The sequence below is a fragment of the Microbacterium sp. NPDC057944 genome (genome assembly GCF_042887445.1).
In the GTDB taxonomy this organism is placed as follows: Bacteria; Actinomycetota; Actinomycetes; order Actinomycetales; family Microbacteriaceae; genus Microbacterium; species Microbacterium natoriense.
Window position 1 is genome coordinate 36,562 of sequence record NZ_JBHVPJ010000001.1, and the last position, 14,185, is coordinate 50,746.

At 68.7% G+C, this 14,185-nt stretch carries 16 protein-coding genes; 8 read left to right on the plus strand and 8 right to left on the minus strand.

Going from position 1 to position 14,185, the window contains the following annotated elements; all coding sequences use genetic code 11:
- Positions 1 to 3: 3 nt before the first annotated feature.
- The 4 genes from ACFVRO_RS00165 to ACFVRO_RS00180 form a co-directional block, all read right to left on the minus strand.
- Complete coding sequence (locus ACFVRO_RS00165; protein ID WP_386947945.1) at positions 4 to 1,746, minus strand: cytochrome c biogenesis protein ResB; 1,743 nt, start codon at positions 1,744 to 1,746, stop codon at positions 4 to 6.
- A 22-nt stretch (positions 1,747 to 1,768) separates the two neighbouring features.
- Positions 1,769 to 2,530, minus strand: coding sequence for a cytochrome c biogenesis CcdA family protein (locus ACFVRO_RS00170; RefSeq protein ID WP_386947948.1), 762 nt, complete (start codon positions 2,528 to 2,530; stop codon positions 1,769 to 1,771).
- A gap of 16 nt (positions 2,531 to 2,546) precedes the next feature.
- Positions 2,547 to 3,197, minus strand: a complete 651-nt coding sequence (locus ACFVRO_RS00175) for a TlpA family protein disulfide reductase (protein WP_386947951.1) — start codon at positions 3,195 to 3,197, stop codon at positions 2,547 to 2,549.
- 87 nt (positions 3,198 to 3,284) lie between these two features.
- Positions 3,285 to 3,689 (minus strand): MerR family transcriptional regulator, encoded by a 405-nt coding sequence (locus ACFVRO_RS00180; protein WP_223587039.1) that lies wholly within the window; start codon positions 3,687 to 3,689, stop codon positions 3,285 to 3,287.
- 61 nt (positions 3,690 to 3,750) lie between these two features.
- On the opposite strand from ACFVRO_RS00180, the gene ACFVRO_RS00185 reads away from it, so the two are divergent.
- Positions 3,751 to 4,656, plus strand: coding sequence for an NAD(P)/FAD-dependent oxidoreductase (locus ACFVRO_RS00185; protein WP_386947953.1), 906 nt, complete (start codon positions 3,751 to 3,753; stop codon positions 4,654 to 4,656).
- 25 nt (positions 4,657 to 4,681) lie between these two features.
- Here the strand turns inward: ACFVRO_RS00185 and ACFVRO_RS00190 are convergent, their stop codons facing one another.
- Positions 4,682 to 5,305 (minus strand): histidine phosphatase family protein, encoded by a 624-nt coding sequence (locus ACFVRO_RS00190; RefSeq protein ID WP_386947955.1) that lies wholly within the window; start codon positions 5,303 to 5,305, stop codon positions 4,682 to 4,684.
- A gap of 1 nt (position 5,306) precedes the next feature.
- On the minus strand, positions 5,307 to 5,681 hold the full coding sequence (locus ACFVRO_RS00195) for a DUF5684 domain-containing protein (RefSeq protein WP_386947957.1): 375 nt from the start codon (positions 5,679 to 5,681) through the stop codon (positions 5,307 to 5,309).
- Positions 5,682 to 5,810: 129 nt separating this feature from the next.
- On the opposite strand from ACFVRO_RS00195, the gene aspS reads away from it, so the two are divergent.
- The gene (gene aspS, locus ACFVRO_RS00200; RefSeq protein ID WP_386947959.1) at positions 5,811 to 7,592 is read left to right on the plus strand and encodes an aspartate--tRNA ligase; all 1,782 of its coding nucleotides are present in this window, start codon (positions 5,811 to 5,813) and stop codon (positions 7,590 to 7,592) included.
- Positions 7,593 to 7,724: 132 nt separating this feature from the next.
- Here aspS and ACFVRO_RS00205 read toward each other — a convergent pair whose 3' ends face one another.
- Complete coding sequence (locus tag ACFVRO_RS00205) at positions 7,725 to 8,555, minus strand: sulfite exporter TauE/SafE family protein (protein WP_386947962.1); 831 nt, start codon at positions 8,553 to 8,555, stop codon at positions 7,725 to 7,727.
- A 25-nt stretch (positions 8,556 to 8,580) separates the two neighbouring features.
- On the opposite strand from ACFVRO_RS00205, the gene ACFVRO_RS00210 reads away from it, so the two are divergent.
- The 6 genes from ACFVRO_RS00210 (at position 8,581) to ACFVRO_RS00235 (ending at position 13,519) form a co-directional block, all read left to right on the plus strand.
- Positions 8,581 to 9,096: a GNAT family N-acetyltransferase gene (locus ACFVRO_RS00210; RefSeq protein ID WP_386947965.1), complete on the plus strand. Its 516-nt coding sequence runs from the start codon at positions 8,581 to 8,583 to the stop codon at positions 9,094 to 9,096.
- A 202-nt stretch (positions 9,097 to 9,298) separates the two neighbouring features.
- Positions 9,299 to 10,438: an ABC transporter substrate-binding protein gene (locus tag ACFVRO_RS00215; protein ID WP_386947968.1), complete on the plus strand. Its 1,140-nt coding sequence runs from the start codon at positions 9,299 to 9,301 to the stop codon at positions 10,436 to 10,438.
- Complete coding sequence (locus ACFVRO_RS00220; RefSeq protein WP_386947971.1) at positions 10,435 to 11,364, plus strand: ABC transporter permease; 930 nt, start codon at positions 10,435 to 10,437, stop codon at positions 11,362 to 11,364. The genes ACFVRO_RS00215 and ACFVRO_RS00220 overlap by 4 nt, the downstream gene beginning before the upstream one ends.
- Positions 11,361 to 12,155: an ABC transporter permease gene (locus tag ACFVRO_RS00225; protein WP_386947973.1), complete on the plus strand. Its 795-nt coding sequence runs from the start codon at positions 11,361 to 11,363 to the stop codon at positions 12,153 to 12,155. The genes ACFVRO_RS00220 and ACFVRO_RS00225 overlap by 4 nt, the downstream gene beginning before the upstream one ends.
- Complete coding sequence (locus ACFVRO_RS00230; RefSeq protein ID WP_386947975.1) at positions 12,152 to 13,231, plus strand: ABC transporter ATP-binding protein; 1,080 nt, start codon at positions 12,152 to 12,154, stop codon at positions 13,229 to 13,231. Before ACFVRO_RS00225 ends, ACFVRO_RS00230 begins: the two co-directional genes overlap by 4 nt.
- 108 nt (positions 13,232 to 13,339) lie before the next feature.
- Positions 13,340 to 13,519, plus strand: a complete 180-nt coding sequence (locus tag ACFVRO_RS00235; RefSeq protein ID WP_105675965.1) for a DUF1508 domain-containing protein — start codon at positions 13,340 to 13,342, stop codon at positions 13,517 to 13,519.
- Between the two features lie 78 nt (positions 13,520 to 13,597).
- On the opposite strand, the gene ACFVRO_RS00240 is transcribed toward ACFVRO_RS00235, so the two are convergent.
- A complete protein-coding gene (locus tag ACFVRO_RS00240) occupies positions 13,598 to 13,966 on the minus strand; it encodes a hypothetical protein (protein ID WP_386947978.1) in 369 nt (122 codons plus the stop codon).
- Positions 13,967 to 14,185 lie beyond the last annotated feature (219 nt).

A 14,185-nucleotide genomic window follows, 5' to 3' on the forward strand; every position in this document is an offset into this window, starting at 1 on the left:
CTGTCAGTCTACTTTCGGAGTTTCGGATGTCGGCGGCTCGAGTTCTTCGGCGGCTGCTGCGGGAGAGTCCCCCGTGTCGTCTCTGCCGGCGTCGCCCGTGGTGACGCCGGCAGAGACGAGGAGGCGTGCGTGACCGTGCACGATCTCATCGACGGCGGCCGCGAGAGTCGGGTCTTCGCCGCGCGCCAGCCCCGCGTATTCGAGGGCGACGCTGTCACCGACGGCCCGCGCCTTGACCCAGACGCGGCGGCGCGGCACGAACAGCGCGAGCATGAGCCCGGCCAGGGCCAGGAGGGCGAAGCCGAGCACGAAGACGCCCGACTCGTCGCGGTGGATCTGCAGGGACGCGAACCTCTTCACCGACTGGGAGGAGTCCGTCGCGCCGGCCGGCGACTCGTCCTCGAAGGTGACGGTTCCCATGCCGTTCGGCAGCTCCGCCTCCTGACCGGGGGTGAGCTCGATCGAGTCGACGTCGGTGCCGCGTCCGGTGAGCTTGGTGAGGTCGGTGGTGTCGAGCACGTACACCGACTTCGGGTCGCCGCCGTCGATCCCGAGATCGCCCTGATAGACGTCGAGAGTCAGGGTGGGGTTGGTGAGATCGGGGTAGGCGGAGAAGAAGGCCCCGCTCTCGAGGACGCCGGTCGTCGGATAGAAGAAGCCCAGCAGGCCGAGTTGCTGCGGCATGCCGTCGGTGATCTTGACGACGCCGAGGGACGTGAGGTTATTGTCCTGCGGGAGGAACGGGACGCTGTTCGTGAACACGACGTCGCCCGCGGCGTTTCGCACGGTGATGGTCGGCGCATAGCCGTTGCCGAGCAGGAACACATTGTCGTCGGCGACCCGGAGGGGTTCGTTGACCTTCACCGAGCCGGTGCGCGTGTCGCCATTCTCCTTGAGCGTGACGTTGGCGGAGAAGTCGCCGGCCTGCCCCGATCCGGGCTCTCCGAAGGGCTGGTAGGTGACGTCGAAGGTGTCGAGCCGCATCGAGTAGGGCGTGAGAGCCCCGTCGCCGACGAAGCGGCCGCGGTTCATGGAGTCGTAGTCGAGAAGGGTGTTCGCGAAGGTCTCCCCCTCGACCAGCACGCGCTGACCGGTGTATGCGAAGCCGCCGCCGACTCCGACCGTGATGAGCACGCCGACCAGCGCGATGTGGAAGAGCAGGTTGCCCGTCTCACGCCAGTACCCGCGCTCGGCGGAGACCGAGAAGGTGCGCCCGGCGTCGTAGCGCTCGACGCGGTACCCGAGGGCCTTCAGCTGCTTCTGAGCGATCTCGATGGACGCGGCCGCGTCGGCGGCGGCATCCGTGCTCGTGCGCTCCACCGCGCGGAAGTCGGCGAGCCGCTTCAGCCGGGCGGGGGTGCGCGGCGGGCGCGCCTGCAGGGCCTTGAGGTGGTGCTTGATGCGCGGGATCACGCAGCCGACGAGGGAGGTGAACAGCAGCAGGTAGATCGCCGAGAACCACGGCGACAGGTAGACGTCGAACATCTTCAGCGAGTCGAGCACCGGGAAGATGTCGGGGTTGTTGCGCTCCCACTGCGTCACGCCGTTGGGGTCGGCCATGCGCTGGGGGAAGATCGAGCCGGGGATCGCCGCGATCGCGAGCACGAGCAGCAGGATCAGGGCCGTGCGCATCGAGGTGAGCTGGCGCCATCCCCACCGCAGCCAGCCGATGAAACCGAGCTTGGGCTGGACGATCGTGTCGTCGCCGTCGATGTGGTCGGACGGGCGCAGCGGGTCGGTGTCCACGGGGTCCTTCTGGTCGTTCAGGTCAGAGCGGGAGGATGACACTGTTCATCACCGCCGTCAGCCGGGACATGATGTCGGTCCACAGCCCGGTCACCATGAGGATGCCGAGCACGATGAGCAGGACGCCGCCGATGACGTTCACCACGCGGATGTGGCGGCGCAGGAAGCCGATGGCCCTCGTCGCCCACCCGAAACCGAGGGCGACGAGCAGGAACGGGATGCCGAGGCCGAGCGAGTACGCGAGCCCGAGGAATCCGGCGCGCACCGGGTCGCCCGCATTGAACGAGAGAGCGAAGATCGCCGTGAGAGTGGGCCCGAGACAGGGCGCCCAGCCGATGCCGAGCGCGACGCCGAGCAGCGGGGCTCCGGCGACGCCGAGCTTCGAGTCGACGTGGAATCGGAACTCACGCTGGGCGAAGCCGAAGAGCCCGAGGAACACCAGGCCCATGACGATGATCACGACGCCGAGGATGCGGGTGATCAGATCGCCCCATCGGATCAGGAACACGTTCGCGACGCCGCCGAGTGCCGTGATGGCGACGAAGACGACGCTGAAGCCGAGGATGAAGAGCAGCACTCCCAGCACGAGACGACCGCGCCCTGGGGCGACGGCGTTCGGTCGTCCCTGTGCAGCGCGCGGCGACACCGCACCGCCGAGGAAGCCGAGGTATCCGGGGACCAGAGGGAGCACGCACGGAGAGAGGAAGGAGATGAGTCCCGCCAGCATCGCCACAGGGATCGCCAACCAGAGCGCACCCGAGTTGATGATGACCTCGGGGTTCACAGCGCACCCCGCGCGCTCACGAGGTCTCCGCGAGCGCGTCCTTGACGAGCGTGGAGAGGATCGACGGGCTGTCGATCGGCCCGATGATGCGGGCGGCGACGCGGCCCTGCTTGTCGAGCACCAGCGTGGTCGGGGTGGCCTGGATCGGCACGACCTCGGCGAACGCGAGCTTCGCCTCCGCGGTGTCGACGTCGATCAGGCTCGGGTAGGTGATGCCGTACTCGTCGGAGAAGGCCTTGGCGGTGTCGGCCTGATCCCGCGTGTTGATGCCGATGAAGGAGACGCCCTGGTCTCCGAACTTCTGCCAGACCGCTTCGAGGTCGCCCGCCTCGACGCGGCACGGAGCGCAGCCCGCGTACCAGAAGTTCACGACGGCGACCTTGCCGGCGATGTCGGCGCTGGAGAACTTCTCCCCCGCCTCGGTGACGCCGGCGAAGTCGACGGGGTCGCCGCGCTCGGCGATGGGGATCTCGACGATCGCGCCGTCGGCCGCCACGTAGCCGGTGTTCTCGCCGCTCAGGAACGAGTCGCTGACGGCATCGGGGGCGCAGGCGCTGAGGCCGATGGCGAACACCGCGGCGAGCGCGGCTCCGACCGCACCACGAAGGACGCGAGTGCGGGAGCGGCGGCCGCTGCGGATCGGGCGAACCGTCGAGGCGAGTGGCACGATTCCCAGTCTACGCAAGGGTTCCTATGCGTGAGCCGGACGGGTCGGGCCTCCGCGGGCCCGTTCTCGAGGGCGTCCGGAGGGACGTCAGAACCGGGCGAGGACGTCGGCGACGCCCTCGCGGAAACGCGGGCAGGTGGCGATGTCGTGCGACCGGCAGCGCATCGCGTGCTCGGTCATCTCCCTCGACCGGCGCATCTCCTCCATGCGCCGGTCCAGATCGTCGAGGTGCTCCTGCAGCACCTGATGCCGACCAGCGCTCCCGTCGTCGAGCAGCACCCCGATCTGCTCGAGGCTCATCCCCGCCGCCTTGCTGCGCTGGATCACGGCGATGCGGACGACCTCGTCTTCCCCGTATCGGCGCCGGTCGGCTGTGTCGCGTTCGGGCCGCAGCAGGCCCACCGCCTCCCAGTGCCGCAGCACGTTGGTGGGGAGGTCGAAGCGGGCGGCGACCTCGCCGACGGACCACGGATGCTCGGCGCTTGACTTCATGTCGACATGAAGTCACAGACTGAGCGGGAACGCAACCCCATCCACGGAAGGACACCCGCACATGTACGACGCGATCGTCATCGGCGCAGGCCCCGCGGGCCTGCAGGCGGCACTCACGCTCGGACGCATGCACCGGTCGGTGCTGCTCCTGGACTCGGGCGAATACCGCAACGGCACGGTGCTGCACATGCACAACGTCGTCGCGAACGACGGCACCCCTCCCGCCGAGTTCCGCGCGACCGCACGCACACAGCTCGGCGCCTACGACGACGTGGAGATCCGCGATGTCCGCGCCGAGAGCGTGTCCGGCGGCGAGGGGGACTTCACCGTGACGCTCGCCGACCGCTCCACGGCATCGGGGCGCAACGTCATCCTCGCGACCGGGGTGGTCGACGACCTGCCCGAGATCGCCGGGCTGGCGGAACTCTGGGGCACCCGAGCGTTCTCGTGCCCGTTCTGCGACGGGCACGAGCACGCGGGGAAGCCGATCGCGGTCCTCGGTGGAGCGGCACGCGCCGAGCACCTGATCGGCATGCTCGGACGGATCGTGAGCGAGATCTCAGTCATCCCCGTGGGGGCCGCTTTCACGACCGAGGAGGTCGTGTCCCTCGAGGCCCGCGGCGCCAGGGTGAGCGGCTCGGCGGTCGTCGCGGTCTCGGCCACTGACGCCGGTGTCGTGGTGCGCGCGGCCGACGCCGAGCACACCGTCGCCGGTGTCTTCGTCGCCTCGGGGACGATGCGTCAGCGCGCGCCGTTCGCGGCGCAGCTGGACCTGCGGATGCTCGAGTCCGGCGCGATCGAGATCGACGACTTCGGCCGCACCTCCGCGCCCGGCGTCTTCGCTGCCGGCGATCTCGCGCACCGCGCGACGCTGCCGGGACCGATGGCCGCAGTGATGCTGGCGGCGACGGCCGGCCAGCTCGCCGCGGTGGGGATCATCCAGTCGCTGCTGGCCGCCGAGCACTGACCACAAGCGCCGTGGGCCTCGGGTGTCAGACCGCTCCGAGGTCGATGCCGCTGGCGGCAGGTTCCGCATAGGCGACCTCGCGCCACACGTCGCCGACGAGCTCGAACGACGTGACACTCGACAGCGCACATCTCCGCGTGCGCGGGTCGTGCCGCAACGGCAGGCCCGCCACGCGGAGATGCGTGATCCAGATCGGCGCCTGGTGCGAGACCATCACCACGTCGCCGTCATCGGCTGCCTGCCAGGCCTCGCCCATGGCGCTCAGCATCCGCTCCGCGATCGAGGTGTACGGCTCGCCCCAGCTCGGCAGCGACGGCTGTCGCAGATGCCACCAGTTGAGCGGATTCATGAGCGAGCGCCGCATCCGAGTGCCCTCGAACACGTTGGTCGGCTCGATGATGCGGATGTCGATCTCCGGCACCAGGTCGAACCGCTCCGCGAAAGGCTCCGACGACTCCTGCGCCCGCTCCAGGGGCGAGGAGTACAGGGCGGCGACCGGCCGATCCAACGAGGCCACGTGATCGGCCGCCGCCTGCGCCATGCGACGTCCCGCGGTGCTCAGGTGGTAATCGGGCAGCCGCCCGTAGAGCACTCGCGCGGGATTGTGCACCTCGCCGTGGCGGACGAGGTGCAGTCGCTTCGCCGGCACGTCAGGCCTTGCTGTAGCGGGACTCGCCGAAACCGAGGATCAGGTAGCCGATGTAGGGGAACAGGAACAGCAGGAAGAACGAGAAGACGCCGCCCTTGCCGAAGCGCTCACCGAGCTTGATCGCCACGATGATGCCGAACACGAAGCCGACGATCGGGATGATGTACAGCAGTGCGAGCCATCCGGACATCCCGGCGATGCGCACCAGGATGACGATGTTCACGATCGGGATGATCGCGAGGATGCCGGGGTACCCCGCCTTGGAGAACACCTTCCACAGGCCGATGGCCACCAGGACGTAGAAGACGAGCGCGATCAGACCGGTCGTGCCGGAGAAGATCGATGCGTAGAGATCGGAGATGCCGTTGGAGTCCACGATGCATCCTTTCTGTGTGATGGCTGTGTCGAGGCGATCATACTGATCGACACCACACAGGCGGGGAGGCGATCCGCGCCCACGTAGAATAGGCGGGTTCATCATTTCCCAGATCAGGAGGAATCCTCCGTGCTTCGCACTCACTCCGCAGGCTCCCTGCGAGCCGAGAACATCGGTCAGACCGTCACCCTCACGGGCTGGGTCGATCGTCGTCGTGATCACGGAGGAGTCGCGTTCATCGATCTTCGGGATGCCTCGGGCATCGCCCAGGTCGTCATCCGCGACGAAGAGGTGGCCCACCCGCTGCGCAACGAGTTCGTCCTCAAGGTCACCGGAGAGGTGTCGCGTCGCCCGGACGGCAACGAGAACCCGAACCTGCCGACCGGCGAGATCGAGCTCATCGCGAGCGACGTCGTCGTGCTGAACGAGTCGGCCCCGCTGCCGTTCCAGGTCTCCACGGCTCTCGCCGAGACCGAGAACGTGGGCGAGGAGGCTCGTCTCAAGTACCGCTACCTCGACCTGCGGCGTCCTGCGGCGGCATCCGCTCTCCGTCTGCGCTCGAACGTCTACAAGGCGATCCGCGACGTGCTGCACGCCGAGGACTTCACCGAGGTGGAGACGCCGACGCTCACGCGCTCCACTCCCGAGGGCGCCCGCGACTTCGTCGTGCCCGCGCGCCTGCACCCGGGCAGTTGGTACGCCCTGCCCCAGTCGCCGCAGCTGTTCAAGCAGCTGCTCATGGTCGGCGGCGTGGAGAAGTACTTCCAGATCGCGCGCTGCTACCGTGACGAGGACTTCCGCGCCGACCGTCAGCCGGAGTTCACGCAGCTCGACATCGAGATGAGCTTCGTTGACCAGGAGGACGTCATCGCCCTCATGGAGTCGCTCGTCGTCGCCATGTGGAAGACCATCGGCGTCGAGGTGCAGACCCCTCTGCCCCGCATCACCTACGCCGACGCCATGGCGAAGTACGGCTCCGACAAGCCCGACCTGCGCTTCGGCCTGGAGCTCGTCGAGGCCACCGAGTACTTCGCTGAGACGCCGTTCCGCGTGTTCCAGGCGGAGTACGTCGGCGCCGTTCGCATGCCCGGCGGAGCCTCACAGCCCCGCAAGCAGCTCGACGCCTGGCAGGACTGGGCCAAGCAGCGCGGCGCCCGCGGCCTCGCCTACGTGCTCTTCAACGAGGACGGTTCGCTCGGCGGCCCCGCCGCCAAGAACCTGTCCGAGGCCGAGCAGGCAGGACTCGCGGCGCTCGTCGGCGCCGAGTCCGGCGACTGCGTGTTCTTCGCCGCGGGTTCGGCGAAGGAGAGCCGCGCGCTCCTCGGCGCCGCGCGCGTCGAGATCGGCCGCCGCCTCGGCTACCTGAACCCGGACGAGTTCGCGTTCACCTGGGTCGTCGACGCTCCGATGTTCGAGTCCGCAGCGGATGCCGTCGCCTCGGGTGACGTCGCCGTGGGCGCAGGGGCATGGACCGCCGTGCACCACGCCTTCACGGGCCCGAAGCCCGAGTTCGAGGACACCTTCGACACCGACCCCGGCTCGGCTCTCGCCTACGCGTACGACATCGTGTGCAACGGCTCCGAGCTCGGCGGCGGATCGATCCGCATCCACCGCGAAGACGTGCAGAAGCGCGTCTTCGAGGTCATGGGCATCAGCGACGAGGTCGCACAGGAGCAGTTCGGCTTCCTGCTCGACGCGTTCAAGTTCGGCGCACCGCCGCACGGCGGCATCGCGCTGGGCATGGACCGCGTGCTGCAGCACCTCTCGAAGAGCGAGTCGATCCGCGACGTGATCGCCTTCCCGAAGTCGGGCGGCGGCTTCGACCCGCTCACCTCGGCTCCGGCGCCCATCAGCCCCGAGCAGCGCGCCGAGGCCGGCGTCGACTTCGTCCAGGAGGACGACGAGGCCTGACCCTCGCACGGCGCCCGACCAACCGGTCGTCGAGCGACCTCAGCCACCCGGTCGTTGAGCGAGCGAAGCGAGACGACACGCCTCATGTTCCCCGGAGCATGGGGCGTTTCGTCTCGTCGCTTCGCTCCGCGCTCACCGACCGGGCAGGCCGAGCGCCGGGGCGATGTTCTCGTTCCAGACGTCGACGCCGAGCTTCGCGATGAGGCCGATGACCACGACGAGGAAGACGACGCGGATGAACGTCGTGCCGCGGGAGATGGCCATGCGCGACCCGAGGTAGCTCCCTGCCACGTTCGCCACGGCGAGGATACCGCCCAGCAGCCACAGCACCGAGCCGTGCGGAATGAACAGCAGCAGCGCCCCGGCGTTGGTCGCGAAGTTCACGATCTTCGCCTTGGCGCTCGCCTGCAGGAAGTCGTATCCCAGGAGAGCGACCAGGGTGATCACGAGGAACGTGCCGGTACCGGGGCCGATCATGCCGTCGTAGAAGCCGATCCCGAGGCCGGCCGCCCCCGCTGCGATGTGATGCCGGTGGCCGCTGAAGCGCAGCTGCGTCGCGGCCCCCATCTGCGGGCGGAAGGCCGTGAACAGCGCCACGGCCAAGAGCGCGACGACGATGATCGGCTTGAACGCGGCGGACGGGAGCACCGTCGCGACGGCCGCCCCGCCGAACGACCCGATGAGCGCGATCACCGCCATCGGCACCGCCGTGCGGATGTCGGGCTTGGCCCTGCGGTAGTAGGTGATGCTGCTCGTCGCCGTGCCGAAGACAGAGGCGAGCTTGTTCGTCGCGAGGGCCTGCACCGGAGCCATCCCGGGGATCAGGAGCAGCGCGGGCAGCTGCAGCAGACCGCCGCCACCCACGACGGCGTCGATCCAGCCGGCGGCGAACGCGGCGATCACGACGAGGATCAGCGTGCCCCAGGTGAGCTGCTCCAGCCCGAGCACAGCGCCGATGTCCATCCGCCCAGGATGTCAGACTGGGAGCATGCTCGACGCCCTGCCGCTGCCGCACGTCTTCGAATCCCGAGCCGGACGGGCCACGCTGAGGCGCGCGACCCGTGACGATGCGGATGCCGTCATCGCCCTGCTCTCCGACGACCCGATCAGCGCGGCGCGGGGCGACGTGGCCTCCGCCGAGGACCGTCCCGCGTACGAGACCGCCCTCGCCGAGATCCTCGCCGAGGCGTCGAACGATCTGGTGGTCGTCGAGCTCGACGGCCACGTCGTCGGCACGATGCAACTGACGTCCATCCCCGGCATGGCCCGCCGCGGCGCACGGCGGCTCCTCGTCGAAGCCGTCCGGGTCCGGAGCGATCTGCGCTCCACGGGGATCGGATCGGCGATGATGCGCTGGGTGGCGGATGCCGCGGCCCCCGCGCTGGATGCGGCGATGGTCCAGCTCACCTCGGATGCGGCCCGCGTCGACGCGCACCGCTTCTACGAGCGGCTGGGCTACACGGGCTCGCACGTGGGCTTCAAGCTCCGCATCCCTCAGGACTGACCCCGGCGCCTCTCCGCGGCGCCTCTCCCCGGGGCCTCTTCCCGGCGCCTCTCCCAGGGGCATCAGCCGGCGAGTAGCATCCGTCAGCAACCACCCGGTCATCTGTCGTTCACCCGGCCCGCGACGATCGGCAACCTCCACCCCGTAGCGTCCACTCGCAACCCGACCCGGCGTACCCGCGCCGGACACCGAGAGGACCCTCATGGCACACTTCCCCCGCCGCGCCCGCTTCGGCGCCGGCATCGCCCTCGCCGCCACGGCCGCGCTCGTCCTGGCCGGATGCGCATCCGGCGGCGACGCTCCCGCCGCTGACGGCGACAAGGTCGACGCGGCATCCGCGACCTCCGTCTCCGACTTCGGCACGTTCGCCGACCTCGAGGCCGCCGCCAAGGCCGAGGGCGCGCTCAACGTCATCGCCCTCCCCCGCGACTGGGCGAACTACGGCGAGATCCTCGATCTCTTCGCGAAGAAGTACCCGGAGATCACCATCAACGAGGCCTCCCCCGACGTGTCCAGCGCCGAGGAGATCCAGGCCGCCGAGACGAACAAGGGCCTCGACACCGCACCCGACGTGTTCGACCTCGGCATCGCGGTCGCCCTGCAGAACACGAAGAGCTTCGCCCCCTACAAGGTGCAGACGTGGGACGAGATCCCCGACAACCTCAAGGAGTCCACGGGTCTCTTCGTCGGCGACTACGGCGGGTACATGTCGATCGGCTACGACTCGTCGAAGTACGACGCCCCGAAGACCCTCGACGACCTGCTCGGCGCCGACTACAAGGGCGCCGTGGCGCTGAACGGCGACCCGACGCAGGCCGGAGCGGCCTTCGCGGCGGTCGGCCTCGCCACCGTGCAGTCCGACGGCACCCTCGACGACTTCGAGCCCGGCATCGACTTCTTCTCGAAGCTGCAGAAGGCCGGCAACCTGCTCAAGGTCGACGTGACCACCTCGACCGTCGCGAGCGGTGAGACGCCCGTCGTCTTCGACTGGGACTACCTGAACACGTCGCACCAGAAGGACAACGAGAACTGGAAGGTCGTCGTGCTCCCGGGCACCGGTTACTCCAGCTACTACAACCAGGCGATCAACGTCGAGGCCCCGCACCCGGCGGCCGCGCGCCTGTGGCAGGAGTTCCTGTACAGCGACGACGTGCAGAACCTGTGGCTCAAGGGCGGCGCACGCCCGGCCCGCGTCGACGCGATGACCGAGGCCGGCACGATCGACAAGGACCTCCTCGCGAAGCTCCCCGAGGCTCCGGAGAAGACGGTCGTCCCGACCGAGAAGCAGTCCGCCGACGCCGGAAAGCTCCTCGGCGAGAAGTGGGCAGCGGCGGTCCAGTGACCTCGACTGCGCTGACGGGGGCGGATGCCGCGGCATCCGCCCCCACCCCGACCGCCGGACCCTCGCGGGTCCGGCGGTTCGCCCCTTCCCTCTCCTGGCTGGGACTCGTCCCCTTCGCGGTCTACGTCGTCCTGTTCCTCGCCGTCCCGACGGTGCTCTCCATCGGCTCGGGCTTCTTCACGAAGGACGGCAGCTTCACCTGGACCAACCTGACCGCCCTCGTCGACCCGGTCGTGCTCACGACCTTCGCCAACTCCGCCTGGCTGTCGCTGTTGACCGCCGCCGTCGGAGCGGTCGTCGGCGCTCTCGTCTGCTACGCGCTCCTCGGCATGAGCCCCGAGGGCATCGTCCGTCAGACGGTGGATGCCGCGGCCGGTGTGCTCGCCCAGTTCGGCGGCGTCATGCTCGCGTTCGTCTTCATCGCGACGATCGGCATCCAGGGTGTCGTGACGACCTTCCTCAAAGACAGCTTCGGGATCAACATCTATCCGAACGGCACATGGCTCTACGAACTGCCGGGACTGATCCTTCCCTACATCTACTTCCAGATACCGCTCATGGTCATCACCTTCATGCCCGCCCTCGCCGCGCTCAAGCCGCAGTGGGCCGAGGCGAATCTCACGCTCGGAGGCACCCACTCCGGTTTCTGGCGTCACATCGGACTGCCGGTTCTTGCCCCCTCGTTCCTCGCCAGTCTGCTGCTGCTCTTCGCGAACGCATTCTCGTCCTACGCGACGGCCGCGGCTCTCGCCAGCCAGGGGTCGCAGATCGTGCCGCTGCAGATCCGCGCCGCGCTCACGAGCGAGACGGTTCTCGGCCGCGAGAATCTTGCAGGTGCGCTCGCGCTCGGCATGATCATCATCGTGGGAGTGATCATGGCCGTCTACTCCCTCATCCAGCGACGTGCAGCGAGGTGGCAGGCATGAGCGCGCTGGCCCCCTCTCGCGCGACTCGTTGGGTCGTGAGCATCGTCGTCATCGCGTTCTTCGCGATCCCGCTCCTGGCGACGTTCCTGTACACGATCAAGATGCCTGACGGCTCATACTCTCTGAAGCGCTGGGCGAGCCTCGCGGATCCCGCCATGGCTGCGACGCTGAAGCCGATATGGACGGGCCTCGGCAACTCGCTCGTCCTCGCGGCCGTCACCGTGGCCATCGTGCTGCTGGTCCTCGCGCCGACCATGATCCTCGTGAACCTTCGTTTCGCGAAGCTCAAGCCGGTGTTCGAGTTCGTCGCCCTGCTGCCGATCTCGATCCCCGCGATCGTGCTCGTCGTGGGACTCGCGCCGATCTACCTGCAGATCGGACGCAACCTCGGTACGGGAACCTGGACGTTGGCGTTCGCCTACGGGGTCACGGTGCTGCCCTTCGCCTACCGCTCGATCCAGGCGTCCATCGAGGCCGCTGATCTGCGCACCCTCGCCGAGGCGGCCCGCTCGCTGGGAGCGAGCTGGCCCGCCGTGGTCGTCAGGGTGCTCGCGCCGAACCTGCGCCAGGGACTGCTCTCGGCCTCTCTCGTGTCCATCGCCGTCGTTCTCGGCGAGTTCACGATCGCTTCTCTGCTCAACAGGCAGGTCTTCCAGACCGCGATGGTCGTCGTCCAGAGACAGGACGGTTACCTCCCGGCGATCTTCACGCTGCTGGCGCTGCTGCTCGTCTTCGCCCTGCTCCTCCTCATCGGCCGCCTCGCCCGCGGCACCCGAAAGGCCCGCTCATGACTCTTCCCCGGACTGCCGACAACATCCTCCTCGCCGAAGCGGGAGAGGGCACCCGCGTGCAGCTGCAGGGCATCGTGAAGAGCTACGCCGGCACCACCGTGCTGCACGGCGTCGACCTCGACATCGCTCCGGGCGAGTTCGTCTCGCTGCTGGGGCCGTCGGGCTGCGGCAAGACCACGCTCCTGCGTGTGCTCGCCGGCCTCGAGGGCGCCGACCAGGGCGCCGTGCTCCTCGGCGGAGGGGACGTCTCCCGCGTGCCGACGAACAAGCGCGACATCGGAATGGTGTTCCAGTCGTACTCGCTGTTCCCACATCTGAAGGTGGTCGACAACACCGCCTTCGGTCTGCGTCGCCGTGGCACCGGCAAGACGGATGCCGCGGCGCGGGCCCTCGACGCCCTCGCTCTCGTCGGCCTCGCCGACTTCGCCGACCGGTTCCCGCATCAGCTCTCCGGCGGCCAGCAGCAGCGCGTGGCACTCGCCAGGGCTCTCGTCACCGAGCCGAAGGTGCTCCTGCTCGACGAGCCGCTCTCCGCGCTCGACGCGAAGGTCAGGGTGCAGCTGCGCGACGAGATCCGCCGCATCCAGCTGCGGCTCGGCATCACGACGGTGTTCGTCACCCACGACCAGGAGGAGGCCCTCGCGGTGTCCGATCGGATCGCGGTGATGAACTCCGGCCGGATCGAGCAGATCGGCTCTCCCGAGCAGCTGTACACGACGCCGTCCACGGCAGGGGTGGCCGCGTTCGTCGGGCTCTCCAGCGTCGTCTCCGGAGTCGCCGAGGGCGATCACGTCACGGTGTGGGGGCAGCGGCTTCCGCTCCAGAACCCCGCGGACGGCCCCGTCGACGTGTACCTGCGCCCGGAGAACGTGTACTTCGCATCGGAGGCGGATGCCGCCACCGATGCCCTCGTCGAGGAGAGCACCTTCCTCGGCAGCATGCGGCGCACCCTGGTGCGCACGGAGTCGGGTGAGCTCGTTCGTCTGCAGCACTCCCCCGGCATCCACCCCGCCTTCGGGGACCGCGTGCGCATCGCCGTGTCCCCCGAACCCGTCGCGGTGCATCCGCGCGGCTGAGCGCCGCCGCGACGATTCGTGACGACGCCCTTCCCCCCGCTGCCTCCCGGGGCTAGCGTGTTCCCGGGAGGGGCGTCGTTCCCTCGATCCGAAGAGAAAGGACGCCTCATGGCAGGCAAGTGGGAGCTGTACACCGACAAGTCCGGCGAGTACCGGTTCCGTCTGAAGGCGGGCAACGGCGAGGTCATCGCGCTGTCCAGCGAGGGCTACTCCTCGAAGTCGGGAGCCCTCAACGGCATCGACTCGATCCGCCGGAACGCCGACTCCGAGATCGTCGAGACCGACTGACCGTCGGTCTCAGATTCGCGAGGAGCCCCCCTGTCTCGGCCGAGGCAGGGGGGCTTCTCGTCGGTCGGACTCTCGCCCTCAGATCTCGATCTGCGCCGAGATGGCGGCCAGCTTGTGCCTGGCCAGGGCGAGGTTGGCCTTCGACCGGTCGAGAACCAGGTAGATGAACAGGCCTTCGGCGCCCGCGCCGCTCAGCACGTTGATCAGGTGATACTGCTCGTCGAGCGTGATGAGGATGTCGTCGATCCGCCCGGCGAGACCCAGCTCCTTCATCGTCTGCAGCTTCGCGCGGACGACGTTCGAGTTGCCGGCGGCCGCGATGCCCAGATCGAATCCGGGGTGCCCTCCCTGTCCGAGTGCCATGCCGGACGCGGAGTCGACGATGGCCGCTCCGGTCGCGCCGTCGATCGACAGAAGGTCCTGAACGGACTGTTCGAGATGTGCCATTGCTGCTCTTTCTTGTTCGCTGCCGGTGTGGCTGATGGATGCTGCGCGCAGGGTTCGATCCCGCATCGCAGAGTTGTCCGGGGTCACGTGAAGGCTCGGGATCGTCTCCGTCGCGGCCGCTCGTGCCCGTTTCGCCGCACCGTCGCCTCGATCGACATCGAGAGCAGGAAGTCCCGCGTCTGAAGCGCTCAGCGCGACATGATGCGCAGCGCTGACGGT

Excerpts from the sequence above, each read along its gene's own strand:
- ACFVRO_RS00180 (WP_223587039.1), bottom strand. The coding sequence starts at position 3,689 with ATGAAGTCAAGCGCCGAGCATCCGTGGTCCGTCGGCGAGGTCGCCGCC.
- ACFVRO_RS00185 (WP_386947953.1), top strand. The coding sequence starts at position 3,751 with ATGTACGACGCGATCGTCATCGGCGCAGGCCCCGCGGGCCTGCAGGCG.
- ACFVRO_RS00205 (WP_386947962.1), bottom strand. The coding sequence starts at position 8,555 with ATGGACATCGGCGCTGTGCTCGGGCTGGAGCAGCTCACCTGGGGCACG.
- ACFVRO_RS00210 (WP_386947965.1), top strand. The coding sequence starts at position 8,581 with ATGCTCGACGCCCTGCCGCTGCCGCACGTCTTCGAATCCCGAGCCGGA.
- ACFVRO_RS00215 (WP_386947968.1), top strand. The coding sequence starts at position 9,299 with ATGGCACACTTCCCCCGCCGCGCCCGCTTCGGCGCCGGCATCGCCCTC.
- ACFVRO_RS00225 (WP_386947973.1), top strand. The coding sequence starts at position 11,361 with ATGAGCGCGCTGGCCCCCTCTCGCGCGACTCGTTGGGTCGTGAGCATC.
- ACFVRO_RS00230 (WP_386947975.1), top strand. The coding sequence starts at position 12,152 with ATGACTCTTCCCCGGACTGCCGACAACATCCTCCTCGCCGAAGCGGGA.
- ACFVRO_RS00235 (WP_105675965.1), top strand. The coding sequence starts at position 13,340 with ATGGCAGGCAAGTGGGAGCTGTACACCGACAAGTCCGGCGAGTACCGG.
- ACFVRO_RS00240 (WP_386947978.1), bottom strand. The coding sequence starts at position 13,966 with ATGGCACATCTCGAACAGTCCGTTCAGGACCTTCTGTCGATCGACGGC.